We start from the raw sequence: 19,713 nt of genomic DNA, 5'->3' as shown, positions 1-19,713 counted from the left end.
CATCCCTCCTTCAACATTAAGGTTCGCCCTTAAACCTAGCGCTCAGTGCTCGGTTTATAGGTTCGAATCCAATCTACTTCCATGGTGTTTTTATCGGGATTAAGCAAATCAGCATCAGACGGAACACGGCCTGCAGCAACATGCCAGCTTTGCGATTCAACATTAACGATAATATCCATCGCTTTAGTGAACCCATTGCCCCCTTGATAGTTCTCAGGATCAATCACCGACACATTAGACACGCTGCTCGCTGCTTTTAGCGTTTCAAATGAAAAATCAATACTGTTTTTAGCATGCTCAATCACCGCTTGGTATCCAAATTGGTCAAATGCTAGCTGGCCTTGCGCATCTCGGTAAGGGTAACTATATGTCCAAGTACCATTGATTTTAGTGGCAAAGGCTTTATCAAATAGTACTCTTACTAGTTCACCATCCACATAATACTCAAAGTGTTTCGGCCCTAACCAGTTAACACCTACTTGCACAAACTTGCGGTTTCCAGCATTCCATAAATGCTCACCCCAGCTGTTTACGCCTGCTCGTTCCCACCAACTATTGTTATCACGCGGTTGATAATCAGTAAACGGTGAGCGAACAAAAGAGTGGTGACTTAAGTGAATAAACTTCTCGAAGTGAGCAGCGCCACCATAAGCCTCAATAATATCAATTTCTTGAGTATCGTCAGGGCTTAGTAACCATACGTCTGACGCCAAGGCGATATTAGCAACACTCACGCTGGCTTCTACAAACACTGGATAAATCACCCGCTCATTAGAGGTAATACAACCAGCATTAACACCCGGTACACCCATTTTAACAGTACTTGGGTTGCGCGAAGCTCTAAGTACCAAGGTACCTTTATCTCCATCAACCGACACATGGTTATGTTGCCAGTAGGTCGTACCTGGGCCGTTCCAATTATTGTGGTAGAAGTTGTACCATTTCCCATCTTCACCAAACGAAGCTCGCGCGCTGGTCTCAGCAAAGTTATAGTTAAATGTATCAGATACTTTTTCTTGCTTAAGCCATACCATTCCCTCACCTGCAGGAGCAGGTACTGGTAAATCAGCGACTTGGGCAGGATCTAATGCTTGGGCACTGTAACCGCTTCGAGATACATCGGTTAAGCCAGACACCGAACTTGGTGCATTAGGATCAACAGGTAAATCAGGATCTACTGGCTCGCTCGGTTCTTCAGTTTCTAGCAAAGAAAAACTCGCTAAGTTCCATTGCCAATCCGCACTGCCCACAGCACTTAAACGAAGTGTGACAGCTCCGCTTGGCAACTCAAAGGCAAAGTCAGAGGTTAAGCTTGTAAAACTATCCCAATCATTTCCAGAAACGCTAGAACGCCCAACAGTGTTCCAAGTGTTGCCTTCTTTCACAGCTACCTCAATCGCGACACCAGCTTGCATCGCCGTAGCAATTTGATATTCAATATTGAAGAAACCGGCTTGCTCCACATTTAGCTGATAATCAACATAATCACCGCGATTCACATAATTGATTGCCTCAATACCTGCTGCAGTAACATATCGATTAAGCGCACTTATCTGGCCATCATCAAAAGAGCCACCACTATTTATGTAGTTAACAGCACTTATTGCGCCCTCTGTTGGCGGTAAAGGCTCAACCGGAGGTTCAATAGGTGGTTCAGGGTCTACCGGGTGCTCTATATCTTTGACTTTTTCTAAGGTAAAGCTACTCAGATTCCATTGCCAATCGGCGCTACCAGTTGCGGTTAGGCGCAAGCTGCTTACACCACTTGGCAAATTAACAGTATGCATGGCTTTTTGCGCCACAAAGTTATCCCACCCCCCCGCAACGACAGAGGTGCGGCCTTGTACAAGCCATTGATTGTTTTGCTCTAGCGCAATTTCTACTTCTACATTTTGCTGTTGAGCAGTCGCAATTAGATACTCAAGGCTATACTCACCTGGTTCGGCCAATTCAACTTGATACTCAACAAAATCGCCTCTATTTACATAGTTAATAGCCGAAAGACCACCTGGCGCAATATAGCTACTTACACTACTGGCTTGGCCATCATCGAAGTCACCACCACTAGAAATGTAGTCAACAGCGTTAACTTTTAACATTCCTTCGGGAAGGTCTGGCTCAGCGATATCAGGTAACTCACTCACTTTAATCAATACAAAGCGATCAAGATTCCACTGCCAATCGTCATCCCCGGTTGCTCTTAACTGCAGATGAACACTTCCCGCAGGCAATGCTACAAGGTGATTAGGTTTCAAGGAGTTAAAAGTGTTCCAACCTTCTGCTGGTACAGCAGCACGCCCCTGTGGTAACCAAGAGCCATCGCTATTCACCAGTATTTCGATTTCAGCACCTGCTTCAATAGCGGTAGAAATAAAATACTCAACGCTATAGTTTCCGGGCTCATCAACCACAATGTCGTAGTCCAAGTAATCACCACGGTTTACATAATTAACCGCGGTAATACCATCGAGTTGATATACACTCACTGCAAAGCTTTGCCCGTCTTCAAAGCTACCACCACTCTCTACATAAGCTTCGGCTTCTATCTGCAGCATTTCTTCACTTGCAGCATGAGCAGCTAAGCCCATTACCGAACTTATGGCTAAACACAATGGCGCCATTTTCCTTGTTTTATTCCCCATAAAACATCCTGTTTCTATAAGCTTTTCTAAACACTAGTAGTGCTTAACACGATTAGAAACCTTTGTAATATACAACAACCCAGCAAGGTGTAAACGTAACCACAAACAACAACGAAATATGGAGAACATCACCAAACCAAGCGTTAAAAACATAAGGTTATTTACTATACGTAGTCAGAATGCCTTAATGACAAATCACACACAACTGTCTCAAAAGTGCGACAAATAACGAAATAAGCGACTAAAATCATAAACTTTTCAAAAAACCTGTTAACCAACATTTAAGTTAAACCAAACGAAAAGCCAGCCGTGACAAGCGGGTAAACATTTACAAAAAAAACCAAAAATTGTCGAGATTAACAGTCACGAAGGCACAAGTAGAAAGGAAAATTTTTTACTGCAAGTTTGAATTTATTTGAAGAACTGTCGAGTATTTACTCAACAAAACAGTTAATAGCAATTTAACACGCCGCTTTCGAAACAATACTACAACGCGTTTCGCGTTAATAAAGCGAAGAAATGACGCGCTAGAGGGTAGCCTCTAAAGCCTTGTATTGCACAAAACTTTAGAGGCTAGCAGTATGACGAATAACGTCTATGCCCCCAACAGCTCCTGCTCTTTCGCTTCTTCTATCGCAGCTTGTTTATCTTTGCGGCTAAATTTAGCACCAAGCATTAACAAACACGGCGTAAGAATAAGGGTTAACAGTGTTGCGAAACTTAAGCCACCAGCAACTGCTGTAGCCAGTTGTGACCACCATTGAGAAGAAGGTGCACCTACTTCAAAGCTGCGCTCAAACACATCAATGTTCAGCTCCAATACCATGGGCATTAAGCCTAAGATGGTTGTAATAGTGGTTAACATTACTGGGCGTAAACGCTGTGCACCGGTACGCATAATAGCTTCTTGAGCAGCAATGCCTTGGCGACGCAGAACGTTGTAGGTATCAATCAAAACAATGTTATTGTTCACCACGATCCCCGCTAAGGTAATTACCCCCAAACCACTCATAATAATGCCAAATGCTTGCCCAGCGATTAATAAGCCAAGCAATACACCAATGGTTGAGAACAATACTGCCGAGAGTATTAACAAGGCTTGGTAAAAACTATTGAACTGAGTGATAAGAATCAAACCCATCACAAATAGCGCCACCATAAAGGCTCTGCCTAAAAACGCCATACTCTCTTGTTGGTCTTCATTTTGGCCACGCAGTTTAATATCAACCAAGGGGTCAAGCTCTAGTTGCTTAAGTTGCTCTTGAATCTTAGGTAACTCGATACTTAAGTTTTGCCCAGCCGCTACGTCGGCACTTACCGTTAGTACTTGGCGACCATCCACCTTGTTGATCACATCTTGTTTTGGTTTAGCTTCTAAGCTTACAAAATTAGTAATGGGTACTAAGCCATAGGCCGTTTTCACCCGTAACTCACTCAAGCGGCTAATACTGCGATTCTCTTCTGGAAAACGCACTCGGATCTCTAGCTCATCGTCTACATCATCAGGGCGATAATCACCAATGTTTAGGCCATTAGTCACAAACTGTACGGTATTGCCTAATAACGTAACATCGGCGCCAAAACGAGCAGCTTTGGCACGGTCAACCTTAAGCTGCCACTCAATCCCCGGTTTAGTAGTAGAGTCCTCGGCATTAACAAAATGCGGGTTGTCATTCACCAACTCTCGAATTTTCTTGGCCATGGGTTCTAAGCGCTCGGGAAAGCGAGAGCTCAACTCAAGCTGCAAATCTTTACCCGCCGGCGGCCCCGCTTTGTCTTTGCGAAACTCAATTTCTAAGCCGGCAATAGGTTCTAAGCGTGAACGCATGTCTTCAATAATTTCGTTAGCTGGTCGACGTTCGTTCCAATCTTTAAGATTAACCCGAATATCCCCTAGCTGATCGCCACCTACTTTGGTGTACAAAGTATCGTAGTCTTCTAAATCAATGATGCGGCGCTCAACCTCAAGCATTACCTGTAGCTTTTCATCGGTAGAATAATCACCGTGCGAGCGAACGATAATATTGTAACCCACTGGCTCTACTTCAGGAAAAAACTCGACCCCTTTACCGGCACTGGAATAAGCCATTATTACTGCAATCGCAATAACAATGCCCAAACCCAGCACGCGCAGCGGTGCATTTACCGCTTTGTGCAACACCCGTAAGTAAACACCGGTAAACCCCTCTAGGCCTTGCCATTCGCCTTTATCCGCTTTAATTAGTGCCTGTTGCTGCTTGGCAGTTAATTTACGTGGGCGACCAAAAATATTGCCCAAAGAAGGTACAAAGATTAACGCCATCACCAAAGAAGCACTTAAGGTCGCAATTAAGGTTAAGGGTAAGTAACCCATAAATTGCCCCACCATGCCTGGCCACGCCAATAAGGGAGCAAACGCCGCTAAGGTAGTTGCGGTTGATGCAATAATTGGCCACGACATGCGCTGTGAGGCCAGCGAGTATGCTTGATGGCGAGGAACGCCTTCACTCATTTGCCTATCGGCAAACTCGGTAACCACAATGGCCCCGTCCACCAGCATTCCCACCGCCATAATCAGCGAAAACAACACCACCATGTTGATAGTGAGCCCACCTAAAGACAGCATTAAAATACCAGCCAAAAATGAGCCGGGAATAGCAATTCCCACCAACAGAGACGAACGCACGCCCATTACCGCAATAATCACCACCACCACCAACAAGACTGCAGACAAAATGTTATTTTGAAGCTCTGACAGCATAGTGCGAATATCTTTAGATTTATCACCGGCATAATCAATAATCACCGAATCTGGCCAAAACGCTTGTTCTTGAGCAATTAGCGCTTTTACCTGTTCAATGGTTTCAATCAGGTTTTCGCCGGGGCGTTTGCTCACTTCTAAAGAGATGGTTGGCTTACCATTTACCCGCGCGTAAGTGCTGGCATCTTTAAAGGTACGTCTGGCTGAGGCCACATCACCAAAGGTAACAATGCGGTCACCATCTACCTTAATTGGCAGCTCAATAACATCTTTAACGTTCTCAAATACCGCAGGTACTTTTACTGCAAAACGGCCATTGCCAGTATCAAGTGTACCCGCTGTTACCAAACGGTTATTGCGGCTTACCAAGTTGTAGATATCGGCTTGGTCTAAGCCGTAAGACTCCATCAAAAGCGGGTTTACGGTAATCTCCAAAAAGTCTTCACGGTCTCCACCAATGTTAACTTCTAATACCTGCTTCATGGTTTCCATTTGATCTTGCAGGTCTCGAGCAATCGTTAGTAAGGCTCGTTGTGGCAAGTCACCCGACAACAACACCGTAATAGCAGGCTGTTCTGTGGCTAAGGTTACTTGATGCACCTCTGGCTCATCGCCACCGGCAGGCAGCTTAGGTTTGGCTTGATCCACCTTAGCGCGCACATCTGACAGGGCTTGGTCGATATCAACCCCAACAATAAACTCTAGCACCACCGAGCCATGACCTTCACTGGCCGTGGCGGTCATTTCTTTAATGCCTTCTAAACCTTGTAACTCCTGCTCCATAGGGCGCAGCAACAAGCGCTCAGCATCTTGAGGCGAAATTCCATCGTGTGGGATCGACACGTAAATAACCGGGATCTCTACATCGGGATCCGATTCTTTAGGTATGTTGTTGTAAGTGATAATGCCGGCAACAAACAAGAACAGTAAAATAGACAGTACGGTTCGAGTTCGCGATAAAACGGCTTCAATAAAAGCGTGCATTATTCAGCCCTCTCTTGCGCTAACAACTCCGCTTTGGTGACAGGCTCAACCTTATCGCCTTCGCGCACAAAACCTTGGCCTAAAATAATCACATCGTTGTCACCACTAAAGCCAGATAACCAGGCACCGTCTGGATCTGAGCGCACTAAACTGGCTGGTACAAACTGCACTAAATCATCCACAACAGTTTTAACCCCTAAATTACCTTCTTCATCTAAGGCTAATACTGCAGGGCTAACTTTTATCGCCTCAACCTCTTCAAGCGGGAAACGCACACTGGCACTCACACCGGCCATCAGCTGTTGTTGTTGGTTATCGAGCAACACCTCTACTTTAAAGGTTCGGGTATTGGGATCAGACAAGGTAGCAATAAAGTCGATGCTTCCCTCAACTTCTTCTCCGGTAACCAAGTTTACGTAGGCTTTTTCACCCAAAGAAAGCTGCGAGATATCGCGCTCAGACACATCAGTACGTACCAATAGTTGCTGAGTATCAGCAAGCCTTAAGATTGGGTCACCAATACCTAGATAAGCACCCGCCTCAACAATATTTTCTTCAAAAATACCGTTGTATGGGGCTAATACCAGCGTGTTATCAATGGCTAAATTAAGCGATTTAACATTGGATTCTGCATCCACCAGCGCGGCCTTGGCCTCTGCTAAGCGTGCTTTACCTTGGAAACCTTGCTTGCTAAGAGCCTTAACCCCGGCATACTCAATGGTGCGTTGCTCTAACAAGGCTTCGGCACGCAGTAGCTGTGAACGTCGATCTTGAATATCTAAACGAGCAAGGGCTTGGCCTTTTTTAATTGGCCGACCTTCGGCAACCAAAAACTCCAACAAACGACCAGATACTTCGGCAGAGATAACACTTTGACGGCGTGCCTCTGTTTGCCCGTATAAATGTAAGCTGCGTTCAATGGTCTCGGCAGTGTAGGTTTTCACTTGCACGCGGGTTAGCTTGTGAGCGGCTTTCTCAGGTTCAGCCTTGGCTTCATCTGCATTAGTCATTTGACCAGAGAGCATCCAAAACACCACTACAGCAACAATAAAAATAGAAAGGATATATGGGCGAGCAGCAAAAAACTGTTTTACGGCAACAGACACAATCAAACACTCCCTGTCGATGATTCAAGTAAGTGAATCAGTATACAAGTTAGTGCAAACAATCTATATGCTTTGCCGAAGACTACTGACAAATTTGCTACAAAGCGTTAGCTAAGTATGAAAAATAACGAAGCCACCAGACGGTGGCTTACAAAAAGATACAATTGTATGGTGTTTTGCTAACCAGCTTAGATGCTAAATGATGAACCACAACCACAGGTTGTACTAGCATTAGGGTTGTTCACTAGGAAGCGTGAACCTTCTAGACCGGAGGTGAAATCTACGATACCACCCACTAGATATTGCAAACTCATTGAATCTACAACCATCGATACACCTTGTTTTTCTACTAAGGTATCACCTTCATTTACTTTTTCATCGAAGGTAAATCCGTAAGAAAAACCAGAACAACCACCGCCTGTGACATAGACACGCAACATTAGCGCTGGGTTCTCTTCTTCAGCAACTAGCTCTTTTACTCGCGACGCTGCGGCGTCGGTAAATTGAATTGGAAATGCGGCTTGTTCAGTTACAGCTTGTTCTGACACAATCTATTCCTTAAAAATGTTAACTGGCGCAGATTATCTAATACCCGAGTAATTTGTTCAAGTATTATCCTAAGAGGGTTTATCCATAGCCCTAAGCCGTCGCTAAGTATTTATTCTACAGGCCAATTTTGTTTGTAAATAATCTCGGCTTTTTTGTTCCATTTATTGCCCTTAACTTTGGCGGTAAGCTCAACCCGCTCTGCTTTAAAGCCTTCGGGCAACTTAATGTCGGTATTCACTTCTTGAAAATAACGGAACTTAAACGCTAAAGGAGAGGCCTCACTTTGTAAATCTGCCAAATTATATTGCGCTGGTTCTTGGTTCTGACTACCCACTACCACTAACTGCAGCTCCCCACTTAACCAGCGTTTATTGCGCGCTACTTGCATCAACAATACCTGCATTCGGTAATAGTTGGGGCTAAGCATGGGTTCAATGTTTAGTTGCTCAATTTTCATGCCACCAGCTTGTTGTTCTGGGGCCATGATTTTTCTATACACCAACAGCTCTTCAGTTAAGGCAAGCTTTTGCTCGGTCAGTTGATTAATGCTTTGTTTTAACTGAGCTAACTCTGCCAAGCTGGTGTCTTGCTCTAGGCGCACCATCGATAAACGTTGTTGTAATACCGACTGGCTTTCAAGAGAGTTACTAAGCTGCTGTTTTAATTGGCTAATTAGTTGATCTTTTTCTTCAACAACAACCGATAAACCATACACACTGGTTAAAGCCAAGGCACCGATTAAACTTACAACTAACAACTTTGGCTTTGCCACTTTGTATACACCTGTCGCGAAAAGACGACAGTTTACCCAGATTTCCCCTCGGCAACAAACTACAGTTAGTTCTCTGCGATAGCACTAACTTTCTGCCGGTGAAACGAGTTCGATAACGCTGCCCAATTCTTTAGTTTAAATAGCTACACCCCGCAAGCTGAACCAGCGCCCAAATGCAGCTCCTACGCATTATTACTTGGCTATAGATTATTTGTTATAGTGAGCGCAATTTACTGCCTTTGTGGCGCGTGACTCAGATTTTAAAGGATGCTTTATGTCTCGTTCAGAACAACTTTTTAGCCAAGCCCAGCAAACTATTCCTGGTGGCGTTAATTCACCAGTTCGTGCCTTTAATGGCGTAGGTGGAACACCGGTTTTTATTGAACGAGCCGACAGCGCGCGCATCTACGATGCCGATGGCAACAGCTATATTGATTACGTGGGCTCATGGGGCCCAATGATTTTGGGTCATAACCACCCTGCGATTCACCAAGCTGTTGTTGATGCAGCCGCTAAAGGCTTGAGTTTTGGTGCGCCTACCGCTGCTGAAATCGATATGGCTAATCTAGTGTGCGAGTTGGTGCCATCAATGGACCAAGTGCGCATGGTTAACTCGGGCACCGAAGCCACCATGAGCGCGATTCGCCTTGCTCGTGGCTACACCGGCCGTAACAAAATTCTTAAGTTTGAAGGTTGCTACCACGGCCATGCCGACTCATTGCTGGTTAAAGCAGGCTCTGGTGCATTAACCCTTGGCCAACCAAGCTCGCCGGGTATTCCCGCCGACTTTGCTCAACATACGCTTACTGCCACCTATAATGATTTAGCCTCGGTTGAAGCTTTATTTGCCGAGTACCCAGAAGACATTGCTTGTATCATTGTTGAGCCAGTGGCAGGCAACATGAACTGTATCCCTCCTGTAGATGGTTTCTTACAAGGGCTACGCGCCATTTGTGATAAATACCAAGCGGTATTTATTATTGATGAAGTAATGACTGGTTTTCGGGTTTCATTAGGCGGAGCACAAGCTCATTACGGGGTAAAACCCGACCTAACTTGTTTAGGAAAAGTGATTGGCGGCGGCATGCCTGTAGGCGCTTTTGGTGGCAGCCAAAAAATTATGGATCACTTAGCGCCTGTTGGTCCGGTGTATCAAGCGGGTACTTTATCGGGTAACCCTATTGCTATGGCGGCTGGTTTAGCGGCACTTAATGCCCTAAAAGATCCTGCGGTTCATCAACACCTAAATGTAATCACCGAACGCTTGGCCAAAGGCCTCAAAGCGGCTGCAGATCGCCAAGGCATTCCATTAACCGTTAATCAAGTAGGAGCAATGCTAGGCTTCTTCTTCACCAAAGAAAGCAGCGTGACTAACTTCGCCCAAGCTTGCGCCTGTGATGCAGAACGTTTCAAAAAGTTCTTCCACTTAATGCTGGAAGAAGGGGTTTACTTAGCCCCGTCAGCTTTTGAAGCATCATTCACTTCTTTTGCTCACAGCGAAGCAGATATTGATACCACTATCGCTGCAGCAGAGCGTTGTTTTGCCAAGTTAAAATAAGCTGTATTGCCGCACTTGCCCAAGAGTGCGGCTTTACCTTAGCCATTCAATTTTCACCACCTGGCCAGTTTTTAGATACACCACGTATTTCTTGCCTTTAATGTTATAGAGCACACCTTCTAACTTATTGAAGTTATCGCCGCTTACTACTTCTTCATATTCAGGCTTGCCACAAGCACTAATTAACTCCAGCTTATCGGTACCCGAGCGTATCCAAGTGCCATTACAATTTATATTCGCCACTTCGGTGCCATTACCAGCTTGTACCCCAGCAGCAATAAAGCCTAACAACAAACAAATATGTTTTTTCATATCCAGACTCTTATTGATGATTTTAAAATTCACAAAATGAGTATAGTAAGCAATAACTTAGCGGGAAGAGTTTTTTACTGAAGGTCGAGTCCAAAGAAAAACCATCACTGCTAACAGGCATGTACCTGCGGCAATACGGGCAAACCAAGGGACCTCCATCCACAACATTAAACCCGCCGAAATAGCCACCATAAGGGTAGCACTGCACTTTGCTTTAAGGCTTACCACACCATGTTGCTGCCAATCATTTAATAAAGGACCAAAAGTGCGATGCTGCTCAAGCCAAGCAGCAAACCGAGGAGAGCTTTTAGAAAATAGAATCGCGGCTAATAAGATGAAAGGCGTAGTAGGCAACAAAGGCAAAAAAATACCTACCGTGCCCAGCAATACCGCTAGCCACGCAATTAACAGGTAGAACACTTTTAGCATTAAACAAGCACCTTTAATAAGTAAGCAGATAGTTTACCCTGTGGCGCGATAAATAACTGTTAGTTATGACTTGTAGCAAAATAAAATTAGACATCTAGACGGCCAAATTATAAATTAACTCTGCCGCCGATTTAATCGCCAACTTGCGGGCGGCTAACAAATACCGCTAAAGCGCCCAAGGGCGCGAACTATTAATTAGGAGTTCGTCATGTTTGAAGCCGTCCAAAAAGAAACTGTTTTTCAAAGTAACACTGCCAGCAGCACTAGCAATAACGTTTATCGGTTTACCAGCAAGCGCAATAACCAGCTAAATCACCATCAGGCTGAACTAAGCCTCCCTGTAGAGTACTTTGAGCAAACTCAGTTTAGCGATCGCTGTCGACCAGGTGCTTATGCTAATCGTACTAGCTAACTGTTCATTCTATCTGGTTAAAATACTCGATAACTGCGTTAGAATTTTTGATTGTAAAATAACAACTTGTCGAAAAATCCTGCCTTATTCTCGAGTATTTTTCTGCGTTATTTCTGTTCACTGACTTGGTGTGATTGGTATTAAACTCCCCATTAAAAAAGGCGATGTAAATCTACATCGCCTTTTTTAATATTCTCAGTGCTTAACAAAAAGGTGATTGCACTTCGCCACGCAAGGCTTCACGCTGGCAGGTATGGCGGTCATTACCGCTAGTGCCTATTTGCACACTACCCTGCAAACTACTTGCAGGGGTAAATGAGGCTTGGCTAGCTGCACTAAACATCAAAGCAGAACCAAATACTACACTCAATATTGCTGAACTTAATGCTTTCATCATTCTTCTCCTTCCCTAATTATTAACAAAATGGCGATTGAACTTCGCCGCGCAGCGCTTCACGCTGACAGGTATGACGGTCGATACCGCTAGTACCTATTTGCACACTACCTTGCGCGCTATTTGCTGGGGTAAAAGAAGCCTGGCTTGCTGCACTAAACATTAAGGCTGAACCAAACACTACACTAACTAAACTGGTGGTTAACGCTTTCATCATCATTCTCCTAAAACTTATCTACTTAACAAAACGGCGACTGTACTTCGCCACGTAATGCTTCGCGTTGACAGGTATGACGGTCTATTCCACTGGTACCGATATTAGTGCTTCCTTGCGCCCCATTTAGGGGACCAACCGCCGCCTGACTCGCAGCGCTAAACATTAAGAACGAACCAAAAACTACGCTTAACATTGCTGACATAACGGCTTTCATTTTATTTCTCCTAGTAATGGCTTAACTCTGTATAGCCATGACCAAGAAGACCTAGCTGTCTACTAGGTTATTTCAAAGAAATTTAAATTTTTTTAGAAAAAAGTGAGAGAAAAAGGAAAAGTTACGGTTTTTCTAGCAGTTAGATACAGAAAAAATAAGACACGTGAGATTTAAATGCGGGGTAGAGATTAAGCGCTTAAGATTATTAAGCGCTTTTAAACAACTAAACAATCACTGAATGAAAGATTATTTAGCATTGTTGCGAGTTCGTTTATCGCTCGACTTACTTGGACAAAAACTCGCACCTGATGCACCTCTAAAACTTGAAACAGCCATAATATTTACCTCTACTACTTAAATTGTGAATGTGAAGTTCATCTGTTAACCACACAAATACTAAGGAGCAATAACGAGGCCAATTTTGATATCTTTTTTGATTAGACTAAAAATTCCAGTTTCGAGCTAATGAAAAGCCTACCAATAGCGAAATAATCTAGAAGGCGCGCATAAATTTAGTTTTTTATAAGGAAGTCAGAAGAATGAGAAGTTGTTGCACAATGCGAATGCACTCACATGTGGCGCAAAACTGCGCCACATTGCAGCAAATGCTACATTATTTAGATTGGCCGTAGCGTTGATGTAAGGCTTGATACAAGTCGTTTTGAAAACTTAATGCCGAAGCATCTAAGTTAGCCATTAGCTCAACCAAATGCTCGTTATCTTCTCTGCCATCCCACACTTTGCGGTAAGTACCTTGTTTGTATCCATTATCTTGGCGGAAGAAATTAAGCACGTTTTTGCTCACGTATTGCTGATAAAGATCCAGCCAGCTCATCTTACAATCCACCAACAAAGCCGAGAACAAGCCAATACTGGTGCGCTTAGCGGCAGCTAAACCAATAAGCAATTCAAGCTTTTCTAATAAGTTAAGTTGGCTAAACTGCCACTGTTTGCCATCAAACTGTACAGTGCTTTGCTCGATATTCTCGAAAATATAAGCCTGAGCGGGTGCATGTTCGCCATCTGATTGCAGCAGTAACTCAGACAATACAAAGTGCCAAATATCTACTAGCTCCATTTGTAGCTGTTCTAGGTCGCAGTCTTGTTTCTTCCACCACTTCCAACCGTGATGCTCAATGGCTTCTGCGCCTTCAATAACTACCGCACGCAAAAATGGCGAACGAGTAGTTAGCCACTCTGGGTTCACTTTGGCGTTCATGTTGTCTTGTAGCTGCAACATAATTTGCGCTTGGTTTGCTTGTAACATTCCAGATCCTTAATTAAATAAACTTTGTAGCCACGTTTTGGCCTTTGTTGCACTTTGTTGCACACAGCCTTCGGCTAATTCAGCTTGGCTGCTAGGTGCAGGCAGTAAGCTTGTTTCACCACAGCCGGCAGAAGTTGGATGCCCATTCGCTTTGGCAAAATGTACCCAGCTAAGGTTATCGGGTTGCATGGCTCGTAGCGACTGTGGGTACGAGGTTTTGAGATATGCCGCATACACTGGTAATGCCGCAGAAGAACCGGTAACTGCTGCCGGCTTGTTGTCATCTCGCCCTACCCAAACCGTAACAATCTCTCGCTGGTCTATGCCCACATACCAACTGTCGCGTAAATCGTTAGTGGTGCCCGTTTTGCCCGCCAAATCAACCTTGGGAATGCGCCACTTGAGCGAGCGCGCAGTGCCACTGCGAGTCACTTGGCTCATGCCATACAGCGTGAGAAAGTTGGCCATTTCAGACCAACGGCGCTCTGCGTCATTATCAGTTTTATACAATACGTTGCCTTGCCCATCGTTCACTTGGTGCACGGCATAAAGTGGGCGATACTCACCGTCCCCACCTAGGGTTTGATAAAGCTGTGCCATTTGAAATGGCGACAGGCTTAAGCTTCCCAAAAGTATCGACGGATAAGGGCGAGTATTCTCCTCCAAGCCAGCCAACTTTAAGGTATCAACTACCGAATCGACTCCCACTTCAAGGCCTAAGCGCACCGTGGGTACGTTAAGTGACTCAGCCAAGGCTCGCACTAACATCACAGGCTCACTAAAGCTCTTATCGTAGTTATTAGGCTGCCAATTGGTGCCATCATCTAAAGGCACCGCCAAGGGGCTGTTTTCCAACAACTCGCCTAACTGATGTCCTTGCTCTATCGCGGTGAGGTAGACAAAGGGTTTAACTAAGGAGCCAATTTGGCGGCGCGCATCCAATGCCCGGTTAAACCCTTGGTTATTCTTTTCTCTGCCACCAATTAGCGCGCGGATCGCGCCCGTATGGCGTTCACTAATCACCATGGCTGTTTGCAATTGCTTTTTCGCGCCCTTGTCTAACTGCTCTAAAACATTTTGCGCGGCGCTTTGAGCATGACGTTGTGATAGCGGATCCAGCGTAGTAAATACCTTCACACCATTGTAATTACGCCAGTTGTTAGCATGCTGCTGCAGCTCTCGGCGAACCAGCGATACAAAGCCTGGCGTTTTCTGATAGCCCATACTGCCACGCTTGCTCAAGCCTAATGGCTTTTTCACAGCTAGCTGATAACGCTCGGCCGACAATTCACCTTCTTCGGCCAATATACGTAAAACCAAGTCACGACGATTTACCGCGCGCTGTTCATGACGCCATGGATCGTAATATGAAGGGCCTTTAATAATGGCCACTAACAAAGCCACTTGCTCCACCGATAAATCATTCACCGGGCGGCCAAAATAGAAATAACTGGCGAGGCCAATACCATGCACCGCATTGCTACCATTTTGCCCAAGGTACACTTCGTTAAAGTAGCTCTCTAAAATCTCATCTTTGCTGTAACGAAAGTCTATTAATAGCGCCATGTAGGCTTCTTGCAACTTACGCCATAAGGTACGTTCGCGCGTTAAAAAGAAGTTTTTAGCCAACTGTTGAGTAATCGTGCTGCCGCCTTGTACCGTGCGTCCGGCACGCAAATTCACCACTAAGGCGCGAGCAATCGCCATGGGTGACACTCCGTCATGCTCATAAAACTGGCGATCTTCGGTAAGTATCAAGGCCTGCTTTAAGCTTGCTGGAATATCATTTAAAGGCACAAATAGCCGGTCTTCTTGCTCTGTCACATTCAAGCGCTCAAGCAATACTGGGTCAAGTCGGGTTTGAGCAATCTCTTCACCGGTATCACGGTGCTGAATTTTAGCCAAACGTGAAGGGCTAAAAGTGAGCAGCATCGGCAATTCGGGCTCTACCCCATCGGCAAACTCAAATTGGCGGCGTACTACCTCAATTTTGGTTTCCGATACCGCATATTCACCACCACGTTTAGCACGTTTTACTTTGCGATAATTTAGTAACGCCAACTCATCTTGCAGCTCTTTTCTGCTTAGGCGTAAACCAGGATAGAGCTGTAGCTCTCGGCCATACACCGCTGCCGGCAGTTGCCACTTGTCACCAGTAAAACGCTGCTGAATTTTGCTGTCTAGTACCACACCCCAGGCAACCATAATGACAATGCCAACTAATGCTAGCTTCCAACTAATGCCCCACAAGCGTTTTCCCCATGAAGGCTTAGTAATTTTTTTAGCGCTTGAGCGCGGTTTAGTGGTCTTTTTAGCTGGAGTACGTTTACTTTTGCTAGCCGGCTTTTTTGCCGAGGCTTTTTTGGGGCTTGGCTTTTTGGCCGAGCTATCGGGCTTCTTGGGACTCATACTGCCTTACTGCTTAATCAAACCTTAGGGGATGGCCTGCAATAGATAGTGCGAGAAAAAGGCAGGCCAAAAGTGCTGTTAGGATACTCCCACTAGCCCAATTTTTTAAGCACAAATGTAAGCATGCTGCGCAGATGCTTGTTTCTGGATAAACAAAAGCGAAGCTATTAATTAAACGCGCCTCTCAACGCAATTTAAACAACTCGCTGTTACACAACAAAAATCAGCTCAACGACTAAAGCTGCGATTATTTTTCTTTAAATCAGCTCGCTGTTAACATAGGCAAACTTTGGGTTGTAAAAGTTAAACGACGAATGGATAAGAAATCGCCTGCTACTAACAAATACGCTGTGCCTGCGCTAGATAAAGGCTTAGATATTTTGGAATACATGGTTAGCCAAGAATTGCCAAAATCTCAAACCGAGATAGCCACAGCACTGGCTAGAGGCGCCAACGAAATCTATCGCGTATTGGTTGGTTTAGAAGCAAGAGGCTACTTAATTAGAGATGAAGTATCAGGTAAATATCGCGCCTCGTTAAAAATTTACAACCTGTCTCGCCGCATTTCTCCAATTGATAAAATGCGCCAGTGCGCCCTGCCGCACATGGAAGACTTAGCTTTTTCATCTGGTCACTCTTGCCACCTAAGCATGTTGTATCAAAGCCAAGCCATGGTGATAGTGCATGCTCAAAGCCACGACCCAGTGTCGATTAATATTGCCGAAGGTTCGCTTTTTCCTACCAGCGCCACCGCCTCTGGACGTGTATTGCTGGCAAACAGTAAGCCCGATGTACAAGCAATGATCTTGGAGCGCGACCAGCACTACCAGCAAATGAAAGCCGCGCAACGCAAACTGTTCATTCAGGAACTCGCTTTAATCAAGCAAAACGGAACCTATTCTGCTGCCAATGAGCTCACAAAAGGGGTATATGAATCTGCAGTATTGGTGGGAGAGCCAGAAGGTTTAGTGATCGCCTCTTTAGCCATTACTACGCTCAACTCAACTGCTACAGATGAGCACTCGGAAAGTTCAGAGCTAATAAGCAAAGCCCAGGCGACTGCCAAGCAGATCACTCAGCAATTGGGTTGTTAGTCGCTCGCTAAAACCACAGCGATGAACGCTCACCGCTGTGGTTGTCACTTAGGCTTAAAAAGCCACATCTCTCTCACTAAGAACAGCTAATTTAAGCCCATGCCATATGCGAGCTTATTTAAACTCCCACATCTCTGGCCAGTAACGGTAAACACTGTGGCCATATTTATCTAGGCGCGCTTGTGCCTCGGCTAAATAGGCCAAACTTTGCTGTTTGGCGGCAAGCTGGTCACCCACTAACAAGCGGTAAGCATTGCTTGCTAAACTTTCTCCCTGTTGATTTTTTAGCACCAATCTCACTTCAAATTCGCCGCTAGCATCACTCGGTAAGCGCCATTCCAGCTCAGAAAATTTAGCCGAGCTGTCAGCCAGCACATCCAAGTTAATACAGTTGCTGGCACAAACCTGCCCTTGATAGACAACTTGCCACTCATAACTTAGCTGCTGATAGGCATGTTGGTAATCGTTCACTACCCACAAACTGGCCGAAAATACATCACCCGCTTGCCAACGGCGCTTTTCAAACTGCAAACTTGGTAACAATGGTTGGTAGGTTCGTTGTAGGTAATCAAAACTAATTTTCTTTTCACCATAAAAATCGACCACTCCCCACTTAATATCTGGCACGTGGGTAATAAAGTGACAAATTGCTACCCCGCTCATTTTTGGCTTACGGCGGCGATAGGTTTCTAGCGCAAATTGAATCACTGTCCCTTGGGCAATTTGAGTGGCTTCTACAAACTCTTCCAAAGAGCCCATTTTGTAGTCATTAAACACTTCAAAATTTAGGTTTTTAAGGATATCTATGTCTGCCCAATGGTAGGCCCAGCTAGGGCCCATCGGCCACAGTTCACCTTCTGGGATAAACTTCTTGAGGCTTGGGATAGACGGCGCGGAAGCAGCAGTTAGCTCTGGAATAATCGCGCAATCTAAGGCCGGGTAATACTCCTCCATAAACTCTGCCCCACCTTGATAGTAGTGTTCGTTAGCATGGATAGATTCATTCGGCTTAAAGCCCATATTCACTGCCGATTCTGAGCTAAGTGGTGATGCCAAACCGTAAGGAACATTTGTGTGATCTGCTACCGCTTCGCCAATACGCTCCATTAAAGCTTTGTTACCACTTTCTTCGTGAGCCCCTGAGAAAAAGACCTCTTCTCCGCCCATCCAAAAGATTTGCGACGGATGATTACGGCGCTGCTTAACCGTTTCGATACACTCGTGTAATACCCCACTAATAAACTCAGGATCTTTAGGGTAAGCCTGAGTCGCCAAAGTAAAATTAGTCCAAACGGTGATACCTAGTTCATCACAAATGCGGTAAAAATCCGGTACTTCTGGTGGGTGCCAACCAAAGATACGCAAGTTGTTGATGTTAGCCTGTTTAACCATCGCTAAGCGGTCTTCATATTTGCTTAGGCTATTTTGACCATATAGAAATGAAGGTTGGCCTCCCCAACAAGCCGAACGTAAGAAATGCTTTTTACCGTTGATAACAAAGGTCCATGGAAACTCGGCCTGCTCGCGCGAATAGCCCGGATTAAACGCCATGCTAACCTCGCGTAAGCCTATCACTTCTGCGCAGCTGTCGACGGGCGTATCGTCAATTTGGACTTCCACCTGCAAGTTATAAAGGTGTTGCTGTCCCATATCCCAAGGCCACCATAACTTGGCATCTTCAACCTTGATGGTGTGGCTAAAAGTGTTTATTCCGGGAGCCAGCTGATGAACAGACTGTTGGTATATTGTTTCGGTTTGACAATTTTTGCCCGACAACTGTGAAAGCAAGGTAACTTGCTTAGGCTCCGAGCTGTAATTAGTAACTTCGTAGCTGGCATTAACAAGCGCAGTGTTGCTATTCTCAAGTCGAACATCACTACGGATGCTTGATATTTTAAGCTGTTCAGATGCTACCACTCGCACCGGGCGCCAAATGCCAAATGGCACTAATCCAGAGAAATAGTCGCCCGAAAAGTTAACCTTTTTACCGCCACAATTTCGGTAATTTTTAGGTGGAGGATCAAGCTTAATCATCAGCATATTGGCACCACCACGCCAATCTTCAAAGCTAACCACATCACTTACGTCAAACTCAAAGGCAGAAAACATGCCTTCGTGGCGCCCAAGGTGCGTGCCGTTTAGCCACACATCACAGCTGTAATCTACACCCTCAAACTGCAGTACAATCTTTTTACCTTGCATCGATTCAGTAACCGCAAAACGATGGCAGTACCACCACTCATACTCGGCCACCCATTTAGCTCGATGCATATTGCGGCCAAAATACGGATCGGCAATTTCATTAGCACGCCAAAGATCGGTATAAACATCGCCAGGAACGGTCGCAAAATTCCAGCTAAAGTGCGTACCTTGATACTCAGCAGGTAACAAATGTAAGCCTTCTTTTATACCTTGACCGGGCCGCATTCGCTCCATCTGCCAACGGCAGCCGCTCAATTCAATCACTTCTCTAGTCATTTCGCCCTCAAGCTTCAAATAGAAATAATATATTTATATATAAATATATTATTCACCAAGCAATAAGATCAATTGAAAAAAGCGCCAAATATGATCCTGCTCTAAATAAATAGCGGGTCTTAAGCAAACGTATAAG

Annotated in this window: 16 protein-coding genes; 3 read left to right on the top strand and 13 right to left on the bottom strand. The window is 45.0% G+C overall.

The window, feature by feature from the left end:
- Positions 1–35: 35 nt before the first annotated feature.
- The 5 genes from OAG1_RS03285 to OAG1_RS03265 all read right to left on the bottom strand — a co-directional run bounded on the left by OAG1_RS03285 (position 36) and on the right by OAG1_RS03265 (position 8,793).
- On the bottom strand, positions 36–2,642 hold the full coding sequence (locus tag OAG1_RS03285) for a carbohydrate-binding protein (protein WP_338623917.1): 2,607 nt from the start codon (positions 2,640–2,642) through the stop codon (positions 36–38).
- Positions 2,643–3,237: 595 nt separating this feature from the next.
- Positions 3,238–6,366 carry an efflux RND transporter permease subunit gene (locus tag OAG1_RS03280; protein ID WP_338623915.1) on the bottom strand — a complete coding sequence of 1,043 codons (3,129 nt, stop codon included), beginning with the start codon at positions 6,364–6,366 and terminating at the stop codon, positions 3,238–3,240.
- Complete coding sequence (locus tag OAG1_RS03275; protein ID WP_338623913.1) at positions 6,366–7,472, bottom strand: efflux RND transporter periplasmic adaptor subunit; 1,107 nt, start codon at positions 7,470–7,472, stop codon at positions 6,366–6,368. Before OAG1_RS03275 ends, OAG1_RS03280 begins: the two co-directional genes overlap by 1 nt.
- A 188-nt stretch (positions 7,473–7,660) precedes the next feature.
- Positions 7,661–8,020 (bottom strand): iron-sulfur cluster insertion protein ErpA, encoded by a 360-nt coding sequence (gene erpA / locus OAG1_RS03270; protein ID WP_016403550.1) that lies wholly within the window; start codon positions 8,018–8,020, stop codon positions 7,661–7,663.
- Positions 8,021–8,130: 110 nt separating this feature from the next.
- Entirely contained in the window at positions 8,131–8,793 is a 663-nt protein-coding gene (locus OAG1_RS03265; protein ID WP_338623911.1) for a DUF6776 family protein, read from the bottom strand.
- Positions 8,794–9,067: 274 nt separating this feature from the next.
- Between OAG1_RS03265 and hemL the strand changes: the two genes are divergently transcribed.
- Positions 9,068–10,351, top strand: a complete 1,284-nt coding sequence (gene hemL, locus OAG1_RS03260; RefSeq protein WP_338623909.1) for a glutamate-1-semialdehyde 2,1-aminomutase — start codon at positions 9,068–9,070, stop codon at positions 10,349–10,351.
- 33 nt (positions 10,352–10,384) lie between these two features.
- Here the strand turns inward: hemL and OAG1_RS03255 are convergent, their stop codons facing one another.
- Both OAG1_RS03255 and OAG1_RS03250 read right to left on the bottom strand, forming a co-directional pair.
- Positions 10,385–10,663: a hypothetical protein gene (locus tag OAG1_RS03255; protein WP_016403553.1), complete on the bottom strand. Its 279-nt coding sequence runs from the start codon at positions 10,661–10,663 to the stop codon at positions 10,385–10,387.
- Between the two features lie 57 nt (positions 10,664–10,720).
- On the bottom strand, positions 10,721–11,092 hold the full coding sequence (locus tag OAG1_RS03250; protein ID WP_220719005.1) for a YbaN family protein: 372 nt from the start codon (positions 11,090–11,092) through the stop codon (positions 10,721–10,723).
- Positions 11,093–11,300: 208 nt separating this feature from the next.
- On the opposite strand from OAG1_RS03250, the gene OAG1_RS03245 reads away from it, so the two are divergent.
- Positions 11,301–11,504, top strand: coding sequence for a hypothetical protein (locus OAG1_RS03245; RefSeq protein WP_338623904.1), 204 nt, complete (start codon positions 11,301–11,303; stop codon positions 11,502–11,504).
- A gap of 202 nt (positions 11,505–11,706) precedes the next feature.
- Here the strand turns inward: OAG1_RS03245 and OAG1_RS03240 are convergent, their stop codons facing one another.
- From OAG1_RS03240 to mrcB, 5 genes are all read right to left on the bottom strand, one after another.
- Positions 11,707–11,901, bottom strand: coding sequence for a hypothetical protein (locus OAG1_RS03240; protein WP_016403602.1), 195 nt, complete (start codon positions 11,899–11,901; stop codon positions 11,707–11,709).
- 19 nt (positions 11,902–11,920) lie between these two features.
- Positions 11,921–12,112 (bottom strand): hypothetical protein, encoded by a 192-nt coding sequence (locus tag OAG1_RS03235; protein ID WP_016403601.1) that lies wholly within the window; start codon positions 12,110–12,112, stop codon positions 11,921–11,923.
- A 25-nt stretch (positions 12,113–12,137) separates the two neighbouring features.
- A complete protein-coding gene (locus tag OAG1_RS03230) occupies positions 12,138–12,329 on the bottom strand; it encodes a hypothetical protein (protein ID WP_016403600.1) in 192 nt (63 codons plus the stop codon).
- A gap of 613 nt (positions 12,330–12,942) precedes the next feature.
- Complete coding sequence (locus tag OAG1_RS03225; protein WP_338623896.1) at positions 12,943–13,596, bottom strand: dUTP diphosphatase; 654 nt, start codon at positions 13,594–13,596, stop codon at positions 12,943–12,945.
- Positions 13,597–13,605: 9 nt separating this feature from the next.
- On the bottom strand, positions 13,606–16,005 hold the full coding sequence (mrcB, locus tag OAG1_RS03220; protein ID WP_338623893.1) for a penicillin-binding protein 1B: 2,400 nt from the start codon (positions 16,003–16,005) through the stop codon (positions 13,606–13,608).
- Positions 16,006–16,319: 314 nt separating this feature from the next.
- Here mrcB and OAG1_RS03215 point away from each other — a divergent pair, with 314 nt between their 5' ends.
- On the top strand, positions 16,320–17,099 hold the full coding sequence (locus tag OAG1_RS03215) for an IclR family transcriptional regulator (protein WP_338623890.1): 780 nt from the start codon (positions 16,320–16,322) through the stop codon (positions 17,097–17,099).
- Between the two features lie 114 nt (positions 17,100–17,213).
- Here OAG1_RS03215 and OAG1_RS03210 read toward each other — a convergent pair whose 3' ends face one another.
- Complete coding sequence (locus OAG1_RS03210) at positions 17,214–19,577, bottom strand: sugar-binding domain-containing protein (RefSeq protein WP_338623887.1); 2,364 nt, start codon at positions 19,575–19,577, stop codon at positions 17,214–17,216.
- Positions 19,578–19,713 lie beyond the last annotated feature (136 nt).

The sequence above is a fragment of the Agarivorans sp. OAG1 genome (assembly GCF_037076485.1).
Taxonomy (GTDB): Bacteria; Pseudomonadota; Gammaproteobacteria; order Enterobacterales; family Celerinatantimonadaceae; genus Agarivorans; species Agarivorans albus.
Note: the sequence above shows the minus strand (reverse complement) of the source record. Positions and strands in the feature narration are given on the sequence as shown.

What these genes read in the sequence shown, in the direction of transcription:
- OAG1_RS03280 (WP_338623915.1), bottom strand. Translation starts at nt 6,366, where the DNA reads ATGCACGCTTTTATTGAAGCCGTTTTATCGCGAACTCGAACCGTACTG.
- OAG1_RS03235 (WP_016403601.1), bottom strand. Translation starts at nt 12,112, where the DNA reads ATGAAAGCGTTAACCACCAGTTTAGTTAGTGTAGTGTTTGGTTCAGCC.
- OAG1_RS03285 (WP_338623917.1), bottom strand. Translation starts at nt 2,642, where the DNA reads ATGGGGAATAAAACAAGGAAAATGGCGCCATTGTGTTTAGCCATAAGT.
- mrcB (WP_338623893.1), bottom strand. Translation starts at nt 16,005, where the DNA reads ATGAGTCCCAAGAAGCCCGATAGCTCGGCCAAAAAGCCAAGCCCCAAA.
- OAG1_RS03225 (WP_338623896.1), bottom strand. Translation starts at nt 13,596, where the DNA reads ATGTTACAAGCAAACCAAGCGCAAATTATGTTGCAGCTACAAGACAAC.
- OAG1_RS03240 (WP_016403602.1), bottom strand. Translation starts at nt 11,901, where the DNA reads ATGATGAAAGCATTAAGTTCAGCAATATTGAGTGTAGTATTTGGTTCT.
- OAG1_RS03245 (WP_338623904.1), top strand. Translation starts at nt 11,301, where the DNA reads ATGTTTGAAGCCGTCCAAAAAGAAACTGTTTTTCAAAGTAACACTGCC.
- OAG1_RS03250 (WP_220719005.1), bottom strand. Translation starts at nt 11,092, where the DNA reads ATGCTAAAAGTGTTCTACCTGTTAATTGCGTGGCTAGCGGTATTGCTG.
- OAG1_RS03255 (WP_016403553.1), bottom strand. Translation starts at nt 10,663, where the DNA reads ATGAAAAAACATATTTGTTTGTTGTTAGGCTTTATTGCTGCTGGGGTA.
- OAG1_RS03210 (WP_338623887.1), bottom strand. Translation starts at nt 19,577, where the DNA reads ATGACTAGAGAAGTGATTGAATTGAGCGGCTGCCGTTGGCAGATGGAG.
- OAG1_RS03230 (WP_016403600.1), bottom strand. Translation starts at nt 12,329, where the DNA reads ATGAAAGCCGTTATGTCAGCAATGTTAAGCGTAGTTTTTGGTTCGTTC.
- OAG1_RS03215 (WP_338623890.1), top strand. Translation starts at nt 16,320, where the DNA reads ATGGATAAGAAATCGCCTGCTACTAACAAATACGCTGTGCCTGCGCTA.
- hemL (WP_338623909.1), top strand. Translation starts at nt 9,068, where the DNA reads ATGTCTCGTTCAGAACAACTTTTTAGCCAAGCCCAGCAAACTATTCCT.